12 protein-coding genes are annotated in these 11744 nt (G+C 64.9%); 10 read left to right on the forward strand and 2 right to left on the reverse strand.

Features of this window, described 5'->3' with window-relative positions:
- The first annotated feature begins 141 nt into the window (after positions 1-141).
- The 7 genes from MKK04_RS00770 (at position 142) to rsd (ending at position 6576) form a co-directional block, all read left to right on the forward strand.
- Positions 142-885, forward strand: coding sequence for a LytR/AlgR family response regulator transcription factor (locus MKK04_RS00770; protein ID WP_063914390.1), 744 nt, complete (start codon positions 142-144; stop codon positions 883-885).
- 174 nt (positions 886-1059) lie between these two features.
- Positions 1060-2001, forward strand: a complete 942-nt coding sequence (gene hemC / locus MKK04_RS00775; RefSeq protein WP_063914391.1) for a hydroxymethylbilane synthase — start codon at positions 1060-1062, stop codon at positions 1999-2001.
- On the forward strand, positions 1998-2765 hold the full coding sequence (locus tag MKK04_RS00780) for a uroporphyrinogen-III synthase (RefSeq protein ID WP_241106152.1): 768 nt from the start codon (positions 1998-2000) through the stop codon (positions 2763-2765). The genes hemC and MKK04_RS00780 overlap by 4 nt, the downstream gene beginning before the upstream one ends.
- A 45-nt stretch (positions 2766-2810) precedes the next feature.
- The gene (locus MKK04_RS00785; RefSeq protein WP_063914393.1) at positions 2811-3911 is read left to right on the forward strand and encodes a uroporphyrinogen-III C-methyltransferase; all 1101 of its coding nucleotides are present in this window, start codon (positions 2811-2813) and stop codon (positions 3909-3911) included.
- Positions 3908-5146, forward strand: a complete 1239-nt coding sequence (locus MKK04_RS00790; RefSeq protein ID WP_207833059.1) for a heme biosynthesis protein HemY — start codon at positions 3908-3910, stop codon at positions 5144-5146. The genes MKK04_RS00785 and MKK04_RS00790 overlap by 4 nt, the downstream gene beginning before the upstream one ends.
- Before the next feature lie 221 nt (positions 5147-5367).
- The gene (locus MKK04_RS00795; RefSeq protein ID WP_207833061.1) at positions 5368-5874 is read left to right on the forward strand and encodes a disulfide bond formation protein B; all 507 of its coding nucleotides are present in this window, start codon (positions 5368-5370) and stop codon (positions 5872-5874) included.
- Between the two features lie 231 nt (positions 5875-6105).
- Positions 6106-6576, forward strand: coding sequence for a sigma D regulator (gene rsd, locus MKK04_RS00800; protein WP_233694937.1), 471 nt, complete (start codon positions 6106-6108; stop codon positions 6574-6576).
- A gap of 9 nt (positions 6577-6585) precedes the next feature.
- Here rsd and MKK04_RS00805 read toward each other — a convergent pair whose 3' ends face one another.
- Positions 6586-7224, reverse strand: a complete 639-nt coding sequence (locus MKK04_RS00805) for an FKBP-type peptidyl-prolyl cis-trans isomerase (RefSeq protein WP_207833065.1) — start codon at positions 7222-7224, stop codon at positions 6586-6588.
- Positions 7225-7603: 379 nt separating this feature from the next.
- Between MKK04_RS00805 and MKK04_RS00810 the strand changes: the two genes are divergently transcribed.
- Positions 7604-8737: an AlgP family protein gene (locus MKK04_RS00810; protein WP_241106153.1), complete on the forward strand. Its 1134-nt coding sequence runs from the start codon at positions 7604-7606 to the stop codon at positions 8735-8737.
- On the opposite strand, the gene MKK04_RS00815 is transcribed toward MKK04_RS00810, so the two are convergent.
- A complete protein-coding gene (locus MKK04_RS00815; RefSeq protein ID WP_063914399.1) occupies positions 8713-9195 on the reverse strand; it encodes a TIGR02444 family protein in 483 nt (160 codons plus the stop codon). The two genes, MKK04_RS00810 and MKK04_RS00815, sit on opposite strands and share 25 nt — an antisense overlap.
- A 50-nt stretch (positions 9196-9245) precedes the next feature.
- Here MKK04_RS00815 and MKK04_RS00820 point away from each other — a divergent pair, with 50 nt between their 5' ends.
- Together MKK04_RS00820 and MKK04_RS00825 are read left to right on the forward strand one after the other, a co-directional pair.
- A complete protein-coding gene (locus MKK04_RS00820; protein ID WP_233694751.1) occupies positions 9246-11156 on the forward strand; it encodes an ATP-binding cassette domain-containing protein in 1911 nt (636 codons plus the stop codon).
- Entirely contained in the window at positions 11156-11743 is a 588-nt protein-coding gene (locus MKK04_RS00825; RefSeq protein ID WP_207833070.1) for a mechanosensitive ion channel family protein, read from the forward strand. Before MKK04_RS00820 ends, MKK04_RS00825 begins: the two co-directional genes overlap by 1 nt.
- Position 11744 lies beyond the last annotated feature (1 nt).

Genomic DNA, 11744 nt, shown 5'->3' on the forward strand with positions numbered 1-11744 from the left:
GGACTGAGGACTGGCAGTGAATCTGCCAGCCGAGTGAATCTTTGGCCATCGCACCGGTCTAGAGCGTGACCTTAGTGTCGCTCGAACCATACCTGTCTACGCTATACCTGTGCGAGACTCATTCAGGAATCCAGCGCAATTATGAATGTCCTGATCGTTGATGACGAACCCCAAGGCCGTGAGCGCCTTAGCCGGCTGCTCGGCGAACTGGAGGGTTACACCGTGCTGGAGCCTAGCGCCACCAACGGCGAGGAGGCCCTGGCGCTGATCGAAAGCCTCAAGCCCGATGTGGTCCTGCTGGACATCGGCATGCCAGGCCTGGATGGCCTGCAGGTTGCTGCCCGCCTGTGCGAGCGCGAGGCGCCGCCGGCGGTGGTGTTTTGCACCGGGGACGATGAATATGGTGCCGAGGCTTTCAAGGACAGTACCCTCAGCCATGTGACCAAACCTTTCCAGGCCCAGGCCTTGCGCGATGCCTTGCGCAAGGCCGAAAAGCCCAACCGCGGCCAGTTGGCGGCGCTCACCCGACCAGGTAATGAAGGTGGCGGCCCGCGTAGCCACATCAGTGCCCGTACGCGCAAAGGCATCGAGCTGATCCCTTTGCCCCAGGTGATCTACTTCATTGCCGACCACAAGTACGTGACCTTGCGCCACGAGGCCGGAGAAGTGCTGCTCGACGAGCCGCTCAAGGCCCTGGAAGACGAGTTTGGCGAACGCTTCGTGCGTATCCACCGCAACGCGCTGGTCGCCCGTGAGCGTATCGAACGCCTGCAGCGCACCCCGTTGGGGCATTTCCAGCTGTACCTGAAAGGCCTGGACGGGGACGCCCTGACCGTCAGCCGGCGCCATGTGGCCGGTGTGCGCAAGATGATGCAGACCCTCTGAGCCCTTTGCGCAAGTCTGTGGATTTGCTCGGGCCTTGTGGGAGCGGCCTTGTGTCGCGAAAGGGCCGCAAGGCCGCTCCCACAGCAAACCACACATGGCCTGTTGATCCGTATCTGCTAGCGATACCGGCGATGCTGTTATCATCGACAGCATTTCTCTGGATCGGGGCGTTCCATGTCCACTCGCGAAATCCGCATTGCCACCCGTAAAAGTGCCTTGGCCCTGTGGCAGGCCGAATACGTCAAAGCCCGCCTCGAGCAGGCCCACCCCGGTCTGCTGGTAACCCTGGTACCCATGGTCAGCCGTGGTGACAAGCTGCTCGACGCCCCGCTGGCGAAGATTGGCGGCAAGGGCCTGTTCGTCAAGGAACTGGAAACCGCCTTGCTGGACAATGAAGCCGACATCGCCGTGCATTCGATGAAGGACGTGCCCATGGACTTTCCCGAAGGCCTGGGCCTGTACTGCATCTGCGAGCGCGAAGACCCGCGCGATGCCTTCGTCTCCAACCGCTTCGCCAGCCTCGACGCGCTGCCGGCCGGCAGCATCGTCGGTACCTCCAGCCTGCGCCGCCAGGCCCAGTTGCTGGCGCGTCGCCCGGACCTGCAAATCCGCTTCCTGCGCGGCAACGTCAACACTCGCCTGGCCAAGCTGGATGCCGGTGAATACGACGCCATCATCCTTGCTGCCGCCGGCCTGATCCGTCTGGGCTTCGAAGACCGCATCACCTCCACCATCAGCGTCGATGACAGCTTGCCGGCTGGCGGCCAGGGCGCGGTGGGCATCGAGTGCCGCAGCGCCGACCACGAAATTCACGCGCTGCTGGCGCCGCTGCACCATGCCGACACCGCCGACCGGGTGGTGGCCGAGCGTGCCTTGAACAAACGCCTGAATGGTGGCTGCCAGGTGCCGATTGCCTGCTATGCGGTACTGGAAGGTGACCAGCTGTGGCTGCGTGGCCTGGTTGGCCAGCCCAGCGGCGGCACGCTGCTGGTGGCCGATGCCCGCGCGCCTCGTACTGCCGCCGAAACCCTGGGCGTGCAAGTGGCCGAGGACTTGCTGGGGCAGGGTGCCGAAGCCATCCTCAAGGAAGTCTACGGCGAGGCCGGCCACCCGTGAGCCAATGGCGCCTGTTGCTGACCCGGCCTGCCGAGGACTGTGCGGCACTGGCGCAAAGCCTGGCGGCGGCGGGGGTGGGCAGCAGCTGCCTGCCGCTGTTGGCGATCGAGCCCGTCACCGTGGGTAACCAGCAACGCCTGTTGCTGAAAGGCCTGCAGGGCTTCCAGGCGATCATCGTGGTCAGCAAGCCGGCTGCCCGGTTGTTGCTTGAGCAACTGGCCAAGGCCGGCCTGCAGCCACCCGTGCAAGGCTGGTTCACTGTGGGCGAGGCGACCGCCGCCGTGCTGCAGGGTGCGGGCCTGGCGGTGAGCGTCCCGCCACGAGGTGATGACAGCGAAGCGTTGCTGGCGCTGCCAGCCCTGCGCCAGGCAGTTGCCGTGCCGGCGCCACGGGTCTTGATCGTTCGTGGCGTCGGAGGTCGCGAACTGCTGGCAGAGCGTCTTGCAGAGCAAGGTGCTAGTGTCGATTATCTGGAACTGTATCGTCGCTGCCTGCCGGCTTACCCGGCGGGCACCCTGATGCGCCGCATCGAAGCGGAACGCCTCAATGGCCTGGTGGTCAGCAGTGGGCAGGGTTTTGAACACTTGCAGCAGATGGCCGGTGCCGACTGGCTGCAGCTGGCGCGTCTGCCGCTGTTCGTGCCCAGCCCTCGGGTCGCCGAACAGGCCAGGGCCGCCGGGGCCCAACAGGTTGTGGATTGCCGTGGCGCCAGTGCCACGGCCTTGCTGGCAGCCGTGCAGCGCAGCGCTGCACCTGCCTCTTAAGGCGCTAAGCTGAACGCGATGCGCCCCCATGCAAAGGATGGATACGTGAGCGAGACTGTCTTGTCCAATAACGATCAGCCGTCGGCACAAGCGCCGGCGGAACCCGTCACCACCCCACCTGCCAAGCGCTCCGGCAGTGGCCTTGCAACGCTGGCCCTGCTGTTGGGTGCGGCCGGGGTGGCGGTAGGTGGCTGGGGTGTCTGGCAGGTGCGTCAACTGCAAGGCAGCGAATTCAACCAGGGCCAGCACATCGAGGCGCTGAACCAGCGCGCCGAGGCCCTGCAGCAGCGTGAGCAGCAGATCAGCGCGCAACTGGCCAGCCTGCCGGCGGCCAGCGAGCTGGAAGACCGCCGCCGCCTGGTAGCGCAGTTGCAAGGCGACCAGCAACGCCTCAGCCAGCGCCTGGAAACCGTGCTGGGCGAAAGCCGCAAGGAATGGCGCCTGGCCGAAGCCGAGCACTTGCTGCGCCTGGCCACCCTGCGCCTGTCGGCGCTGCAGGACATCACCAGTGCCAAGGCCTTGGTCGAGGGTGCTGACGAGATCCTGCGCGAGCAGAGTGATCCGGGTGCTTTCGCCGCCCGTGAGCAACTGGCGCGCAGCCTGGCCACGCTCAACAGCACCCAGCAACCGGACCGTACCGGCCTGTTCCTGAAACTGGCGGCTCAGCGCGAGCTGGTGCAGCAACTCAGCGCCCAGTCGCCGGAGTTCGAAACCAATGCCGACGCCCTGGGCGCCCTGACCGCCGATGGTGATGGCGCCAGTCGCCTGTCCCAATGGTGGGCCGAGATCTCCAAGTACTTCCAGATCGACTTCAACGCCGATGACAACGTGCGGCCGCTGCTGGCCGGGCAGCAACTGAACCAGCTGCGCCTTGCCCTGAGCCTGACCATCGAACAGGCCCAGTGGGCAGCGCTCAATGGCGATAGCAAGGTCTACACCCAGGCGCTGGACGACGCCCGTAGCGTGCTGCTGGCCAATTTCAACGCCGACAACCCGCAAAGCAAGGCCATGCTTGACAGCCTCAATGCCCTGGCCGAGCAGCCGGTGTCGGTGGTTACCCCCGACCTCAGCGAAAGCCTGGCCGCAGTACAGGCCTATATCCAGCGCCGCCACCTGCCGGCCGAGGCTGAAGGGGGCAAGCCATGAAGCGTGTCTACCTGCTGGCCGTGCTGGCGATTGTGGTCGCGGCGGCGCTGGGTATTGCGGTCGCCAAGCACAGCGGCTACGTGCTGATCTCCTATGGCAGCTTCCGCTACCAGTCGGGGTTGTGGGCGGCCCTGGCCGGCTTGCTGGCGGTGGTGCTGCTGCTGTGGCTGGTGCGCTACCTGGTCGGCCTGGTGCTGACTTCCAGCGGCGTGGTCAACCCATGGTCGCGGCGTAATCGCAGCCGGCGCGTTCGCCTGGCCATCGAGCAAGGCCAACTGGACCTCGCCGAGGGCCGTTGGGCCAGTGCCCAGCGCCACCTGCACCGTGCCGCAGAGGCCGAGCGCCAGCCGTTGCTGTATTACCTTGGTGCCGCGCGTGCTGCCAACGAGCAAGGCCGAACCGAAGACAGCGATAACCTGCTGGAGCGTGCCCTGGAGCGCCAGCCGCAAGCGGAGCTGGCTATCGCCCTGACCCATGCGCAGTTGCAGATGGACCGTGGCGAAAGCGATGGCGCCCTGGAAACCCTGCTGGCCATGCAGGAGCGCCACCCGCACAACAGCCAGGTGCTGCGCCTGCTGCAGCGGCTGCACCTGGAGCGCGGCGACTGGTCGGCACTGATCCGCCTGCTGCCCGACCTGCGCAAGGGCAAGGTGCTGCCAGCCGCCGAACTGGCTGCCCTGGAGCAACGTGCCTGGGGCCAGAACCTGAGCCTGGCCACCACCCGTGGCGAGGACGCGCAAAGTGCCCGTCAGGCCCTGGAGCGCGCCTGGCAGCAACTGACCGCTGCCCAGCGCCAGGAGCCACAGCTGGTGCTGGCCTACGCTGAGCAATTGCGCCAGGTGGGTGCCCAGAGCGAAGCCGAACAAGTGCTGCGCACCGCCCTCAAGCGTGAATACGAAAGCCACCTGGCCCGCCTGTACGGCCTGGTGCGCGGCGATGACCCGGCGCGTCAGCTGCAAACTGCCGAAGGTTGGCTCAAGGCCCACCCGCAGGACGCCAGCCTGCTGCTGACCCTGGGCCGTCTGAGCCTGCAGAACCGCTTGTGGGGCAAGGCGCGCGACTACCTGGAAAGCAGCCTGCGCATGGAGCGCAACCCCGAGGCCTGCGCCGAGCTGGCGCGTCTGCTTGCCGGCCTTGGCGAGACCGAGCGCAGCAACCAGCTGTTCCAGGAGGGCCTCGGCCTGCTGGACGAGCGCCTGCTAGCCCTGCCTTTGCCAGAAGGCGTGCGCGCCTGACCTACCCCAGGGCCCGTGCCAAGGCGCGGGCTCCGGGGGCGGGTAACTTGTCTCTCGATGTAAGTTCGATCTGCAGTCCATTTCTTCAGACGCTTCCTACCGCATGGCTGGAAATTTCCTTCGCGATTCAGCGACTTGTCATTGCTGTCGCGCCTTGAAACAAAGCGTGTCTTTCCTCTACCGTTTCAAGCCACTTCATTATCCCGGGACCTTCACCGCCCATGCTGCCGGCCCGTTTGCGCACCTTTTTTCTACCTGCCTGCCTCGCTGCACTGGCGGTACTGGCCGCGTCCTTCCACCTGGAAAACGTCCTGGGGCTGGTGCCTTGCCCGTTGTGTTTCAGCCAGCGGCTGCTGCTTGGCGTGTACGCGCTGCTGTGCCTGGCGGCAGTGCTACAGGCACCGGGTACGGCGGGTATTCGCTGTTACGCGCGGGCGACGCTGGGCTGTTCGCTGACCGGTGCGTTGCTGGCAGCACGGCATGTCTGGTTGCAGGGGGCTGACGGGGCCATCCCTGTCTGCCCGGTGCCGATCGGGCGGCTGTTGGAGCAGTCCTGGGGCGAGGCGGCTCGGCAACTGTTGTTCGGTGGCCCGGATTGCAACTCGCTGACCTGGAGCTTTCTCGACCTGACCTTGCCCGAGTGGAGCCTACTGGCTTTTCTGCTTTTGGCGGGGCTGCCCTTGAGCTGCCTGCTGGCGTATCGTTTCCGCACCCTGGCGAAAACATGACCTGGCGCAAGGCTGGCGCCATTGGCGCGACCAATGGCCGTGTAACAGGTTATTAAACACTTGTATGAACTTTGTCCGCTGCGTACCTTGAAGGGCAGCACGCACGGGAATAATCTCCCAGCACGCATACCGAAAACACAACTGCTCGATGCCGCCTGCTGATGTCACCTTTGTGCTGCACGGTCGTGGTGCGAGGTGCAGCGGCATCTACCCAGAAGGGAAGAGATCGCCATGCTCGATAGTTGTCAGAACGCTCAGGAACGCTGGGGTGGGGTTCACAAACTGATCGACCGCTGGCTGGCGGAGCGCAAGGAACTGGTGCAGGCTTTCCGCGCACTGCGCGATGCCAAGCCGGCCTTCGCCGACAAGGACACCAACGGGGAGTTTTGCGCGCTCCTTGTCGACTACGTTTCGGCGTGGCATTTCGAGGTCTGCGAGCAGTTGGCCAGTGAGGCCAAGGCTTTCGGAGACGAAAAAGCGCTGAAGCTGGCCGAAGAGATCAACCCACGGATCAACGACAGTACTCAGATCGCACTGGCCTTCAATGACCATTGCGCCAAGGGTGAGTGCAAGGACACCGAACGCTTCGCCGAGAAACTGGCCAAGTTGGGCGGGCTGTTGCACGAGCGCTTCGAACTTGAAGACTGCCTGATCGAAGTGCTGCACAACGCGCACAAGGAAGAAGGCGCGGTCCAGGCCTGAGGGTTGGCGTCAGTCGCCAACCGCCAGCAGTTCGATCTCGAACACCAGGGGTGTGTAGGGTGCGATCAGGTCCCCTGCGCCCTCGGCGCCATAGGCTTGCGCCGACGGAATCACCAGGCGCCATTTGGCGCCGGCGTGCATTCGCGGCAAGGCCACCTGCCACCCTTCGATCACCGAATCCAGGCTGAACCATTGGGGCGTCTGGTTCTGGTCGAACACCGAGCCGTCTGGCAACCTGCCCACATAGCGCACCTGCACCTTGCCACCGGCTTTGGGCTGCGCGCCCGTACCTGCTTGCAGTTCGCTGTAGAGCACGCCCTCCGGTAGTTCGTGCACACCATAACCACCACGCTCTTTGGTCATGAAGCGTGTTTCGGCAGCCTGCAGCTTCTGCATGGCGGCATCGCCTTCCTGCGTTTCATGCTGCCGGAGCACGGCCTGCATGCGTGCCTTGTCGAGTTTCAGCGGTTGCCCCTGGTAGGACTGGCGCAGGCCTTCGACCAGCGCATCCAGTTGCAGGCCCGGCATATCCTGGCGCAGCCGCTCACCCAGGCTGGCGCCGAGGCTGTAGGCAAGGTCATGTTCGTCGCTGTCGGCCAGGGCGATGGGGGCCAGCAGGCATAAACCTAAAACAAGATATCGAGGCATGGTCGGTTCCTGCGCCAATGAGCGGGGAAGTATGCCAGTGTTCCGTTTTGTATTGTGTGCTCGCGGTCCTTGTAGGTGCGGCCTTGTGTCGCGACAGGGCTGCAAAGCAGCCCCGGCAATATCTGCGGTGGTGCTGAAATCCAGGGGCTGCTCCGCAGCCCATCGCGACACAAGGCCGCTCCAACAGGGGGCTGTGCATTACAGATAAGTGGCAAATATCAGCAATGATTTATTCAGCAACTACACTTGCTCGGAGCTGCAAGATAACAACTTTGCCCAGGCATGCAACGCGGCGTAAATATTACTGTCAACATGCCCTAGCGGCGGTAGCAGCAGAAGCATAGTATGAGCCGCAATCTCGTCAGCCAGGAGGTAAACCATGTCGGCCAAAAAGAAGCCAGTAAGTACGCCGTTACACCTGCTCCAGCAACTTTCGGGCAGCTTGCTCGAACACTTGGAGGATGCCTGCTCGCAAGCGCTGGCTGATGCGGAAAAACTGCTGGCCAAGTTGGAAAAGCAGCGTGGCAAGGCCCAGGAAAAACTGCACAACGGTCGCCTGAAACTGCAAGACGCGGCCAAGGCAGGTAAAGCCAAGGCGCAGACCAAGGCGCAAAAAATCATTGGCGAACTTGAAGAACTGCTCGACTCCCTCAAGGAACGTCAAACCCAGACCCGTTCTTATATCCAGCAACTCAAGCGCGATGCCCAGGACAGCCTCAAGCTGGCCCAGGGTGTAGGCAAGGTTCGCGAAGCTGCAGCCAAGGCGCTTGACCAGCGTGCTGCCAAGACCGCCAAGCCCGCCTCCAGGGCTGCTGCCGCCAAACCTGCAGCCAAGCCAGCCGCCAAGGCCACTGCTGCCGCCAAACCTGCCGCCAAGCCAGCCGCCAAGGCCACTGCTGCCGCCAAACCTGCCGCCAAACCTGCCGCCAAACCAGCTGCCAAGGCTACTGCTGCGGCCAAACCTGCAGCCAAGCCAGCCGCCAAGGCCACTGCTGCGGCCAAACCTGCAGCCAAGCCAGCCGCCAAGGCCACTGCTGCGGCCAAACCTGCAGCCAAGCCAGCCGCCAAGGCCACTGCTGCGGCCAAACCTGCAGCCAAGCCAGCCGCCAAGGCCACTGCTGCGGCCAAACCCGCTGCCAAGCCAGCAGCCAAGGCCACTGCTGCAGCCAAACCTGCAGCCAAGCCAGCCGCCAAGGCCACTGCCGCAGCCAAACCTGCAGCCAAGCCCGCTGCCACAGCCAAGCCAGCGGCGGCCAAAGCACCAGCCAAAGCCGCTGCTGCCAAGCCAGCCGCGAAGCCAGCTGCCGCCAAGGCTCCAGCACGTGCGGCCGCCAAACCCGCCGCCAAGCCAGCAGCTGCCAAGCCTGTTGTCAGCAAGCCAGCCGAAGCCAAACCGGCTACGCCTGCCGCCAGCACCCCGGCCGCTGCGACCAACTCGGCCACCCCGGCAGCTTCGGTAGCACCATCGGCACCCGCCAGCACCCCGGCTCAGGCACCGTCTTCGGCGTCCTGAAACGTTGCCGCCGCGACGCGCAATCGAACCAGCGCGTCGTGGTGGCGGGCCTGGTCCGGCACCAGCCGGGCCAGCCAGTCGTCCACGGGCTCATGGGCGCCTGCCGGCCACTGTCGCGAACGCTCCTGCAAGCGCTCAAGCAAGGCTTTCTCGGCCTGTAGCTCCAACCCCTTCACCTGCTCACGCAACGCCGCCAGCTGCGCATCATTTTGCGCTGCTGCTCGCCACTGTTGGCGCAAGCTACGTAATGGGTTGACCACTTCGCGCTGCCAGGGCTCGGTAACCTCGCGCAATGCCTGTACGCGTTCGTCCCGCACGGCCACGCCACGCGCCTGCAGCCAGGTTGCGCACAGCAGCAGACAGACATCGCCACCCTGCGCCTGCAGGGCGAGGCAGGCCGCTTCCACGCCGGGCCTGGCATACAGGGCCAGGGCGTGATTCCACAGGTCGGTGTGCATGGTTCCACTCGCGCTATGGGCCGAGGAAGCTGGTAGACTCCGCGACCATCATGATCAGACTATCCAACCTCACTTTACAGCGTGGTCCGCAGCGCTTGCTAGAAGGCGCCGAGATGACCCTGCACACCGGTCACAAGGCCGGCCTGATCGGCGCCAACGGTGCCGGAAAATCCAGCCTGTTCGCCTTGCTGCGCGGTGAGCTGTCACCTGATGCCGGCGATTGCCAGCTGCCCGGTGACTGGCGCATCGCCCACATGCGCCAGGAGGTCGACACCCTCGACCGCCTGGCCGTGGACTATGTGCTCGACGGCGACGCGCGCCTGCGCAAGGTCCAGGCCGATCTGGCCGCGGCCGAGCAGGCCCACGACGGTACCGCCCTGGCGCGCCTGCACATTGAGCTGGATAGCGCCGACGGCTATACCGCCGACGCCCGTGCACGCAAGTTGCTGGCTGGCCTGGGCTTCACCAACGAGCAGATGGACCGCCGCGTCGGCGACTTCTCCGGTGGCTGGCGGATGCGCCTGAACCTGGCCCAGGCCCTGATGTGCCCGTCCGACCTGCTGCTGCTCGACGAGCCCACCAACCACCTGGACCTGGACGCTATCCTGTGGCTGGAGGACTGGCTCAAGGGCTACCCCGGCACGCTGTTGCTGATCTCCCACGACCGCGACTTCCTCGACGCTGTGGTCGACCATGTGCTGCACGTCGAGCAGCGCAAGCTGAACCTGTACAAGGGTGGCTACACCGCCTTCGAGCGCACCCGTGCCGAGCGCCTGGCGCAACAGCAGCAGGCCTACGAGAAGCAACAGGCCCAGCGTGCGCACATGGAAAAGTACATTGCCCGCTTCAAGGCCCAGGCCACCAAGGCCCGCCAGGCACAGAGCCGGATCAAGGCCCTGGAACGCATGGAGGAGCTGTCGGCGGCGCATGTCGATTCGCCGTTCGACTTCGTCTTCCGCGAGTCACAGAAAATCTCCAGCCCGCTGCTGAGCCTGTCCGAGGGCCGCCTGGGTTACGGTGACAAGGCCATCCTCGACAAGGTCAAGCTGCAGCTCACCCCGGGTGCGCGCATTGGCCTGCTCGGCCCCAACGGTGCCGGCAAGTCGACCCTGATCAAGAACCTCGCGGGCGAGCTTGAACCACTGTCGGGTCGCCTGGTGCGCGGCGAGAACCTGGCGGTGGGCTACTTTGCCCAGCACCAGCTGGACTCGCTGGACGACAAGGCCAGCCCGTTGCTGCACCTGCAGCGCATCGCCCCCACCGAGCGCGAGCAGACCCTGCGCGATTTCCTGGGTGGCTTCGACTTCCATGGCGACCGTGTCGACGAGCCGGTGGTGAACTTCTCCGGTGGTGAAAAAGCTCGCCTGGCACTGGCACTGATCGCCTGGGAACGGCCGAACCTGCTGCTGCTCGACGAACCGACCAACCACCTCGACCTGGAAATGCGCCTGGCGCTGACCATGGCCTTGCAGGAGTTTGCCGGTGCCGTGGTGGTGGTGTCGCACGACCGTCACCTGCTCAAGAGCACTACCGACGACTTCCTGCTGGTGGCCGACGGCAAGGTCGACACCTTCGATGGTGACCTGGACGACTACAGCCGCTGGCTGGTCGAGTACCGCCAACGCAGTGCGCCGGCCAGTACCGCCCCGGCCAACCCGGACAAGACCGACAAGAAAGCCCAGCGCCAGGCTGCCGCAGCCTTGCGCCAGCAACTGGCCCCGCACAAGAAGGCCGCCGACAAGCTGGAAACCGAGCTCAACCAGGTGCACGCGCAACTGGCCGAGATCGAGACCGGGCTGGGGGATAGTGGCCTCTACGACGCGTCGCGCAAGGACGAATTGCGTGACCTGCTGGCGCGCCAGACCAAGCTCAAGCAGCGCGAGGGCGAACTGGAAGAGGCCTGGATGGAAGCGCTGGAAACCCTCGAAAGCATGCAGGCCGAGCTCGAGGCGTTGTCCTGATGGAGGAACTGCGTTCGCTGCTGCCAGGGCAATGGATGGACACCTTCTGGCTGGGCTTGCAGATCCTGTTGATCCTGGTGGCGGCCTTTGTCCTGCAGCGCATCGTCGCGCGCGGGTTGAGCCGCCTGGGCCAGCGTTACCCGTTGCCGCCGGAGCTGCTGGTGCCGGTGCGTGGTGGCCTGCGCTGGCTGATCATGGGCAGTGCGTTGCTGTTCGTGCTGGAGCGCCTGGGTGTATCGGCGACCGTGCTGTGGACAGCACTGTCCGGCTTCGTCGCGGTGGCGGCGGTGGCCTTCTTCGCCATGTGGAGCGTGCTGTCCAACCTGCTGTGCGCGGTGCTCATCTTCACCGTCGGGCCGTTTCGCATCGGTGACGTGGTCGAGCTGGTCGACACCCTGGACAAGCCGGGCGTGAAAGGCCGGGTGATTGCCATCAACCTGCTGTTCACCACCCTGATGGAAATGCCAGAGGCGGGTGGGGCGCTGGTGCAGGTGCCCAACAGCCAGTTCTTCCAGAAGTCGGTACGGCGCTGGCGCGGGGCTGAGGTGCAGTCCATGCACAAAGAGTCGCCTGTCGAGGGTGACTGAA

The sequence above is a fragment of the Pseudomonas sp. LS.1a genome, from assembly GCF_022533585.1.
GTDB lineage: Bacteria > Pseudomonadota > Gammaproteobacteria > Pseudomonadales > Pseudomonadaceae > Aquipseudomonas.

Coding starts and splice junctions, on each gene's coding strand:
- MKK04_RS00770 (WP_063914390.1), top strand. CDS start 142: ATGAATGTCCTGATCGTTGATGACGAACCCCAAGGCCGTGAGCGCCTT.
- hemC (WP_063914391.1), top strand. CDS start 1,060: ATGTCCACTCGCGAAATCCGCATTGCCACCCGTAAAAGTGCCTTGGCC.
- MKK04_RS00790 (WP_207833059.1), top strand. CDS start 3,908: ATGAAGCGTGTCTACCTGCTGGCCGTGCTGGCGATTGTGGTCGCGGCG.
- MKK04_RS00795 (WP_207833061.1), top strand. CDS start 5,368: ATGCTGCCGGCCCGTTTGCGCACCTTTTTTCTACCTGCCTGCCTCGCT.
- rsd (WP_233694937.1), top strand. CDS start 6,106: ATGCTCGATAGTTGTCAGAACGCTCAGGAACGCTGGGGTGGGGTTCAC.
- MKK04_RS00805 (WP_207833065.1), bottom strand. CDS start 7,224: ATGCCTCGATATCTTGTTTTAGGTTTATGCCTGCTGGCCCCCATCGCC.
- MKK04_RS00810 (WP_241106153.1), top strand. CDS start 7,604: ATGTCGGCCAAAAAGAAGCCAGTAAGTACGCCGTTACACCTGCTCCAG.
- MKK04_RS00815 (WP_063914399.1), bottom strand. CDS start 9,195: ATGCACACCGACCTGTGGAATCACGCCCTGGCCCTGTATGCCAGGCCC.
- MKK04_RS00820 (WP_233694751.1), top strand. CDS start 9,246: ATGATCAGACTATCCAACCTCACTTTACAGCGTGGTCCGCAGCGCTTG.
- MKK04_RS00825 (WP_207833070.1), top strand. CDS start 11,156: ATGGAGGAACTGCGTTCGCTGCTGCCAGGGCAATGGATGGACACCTTC.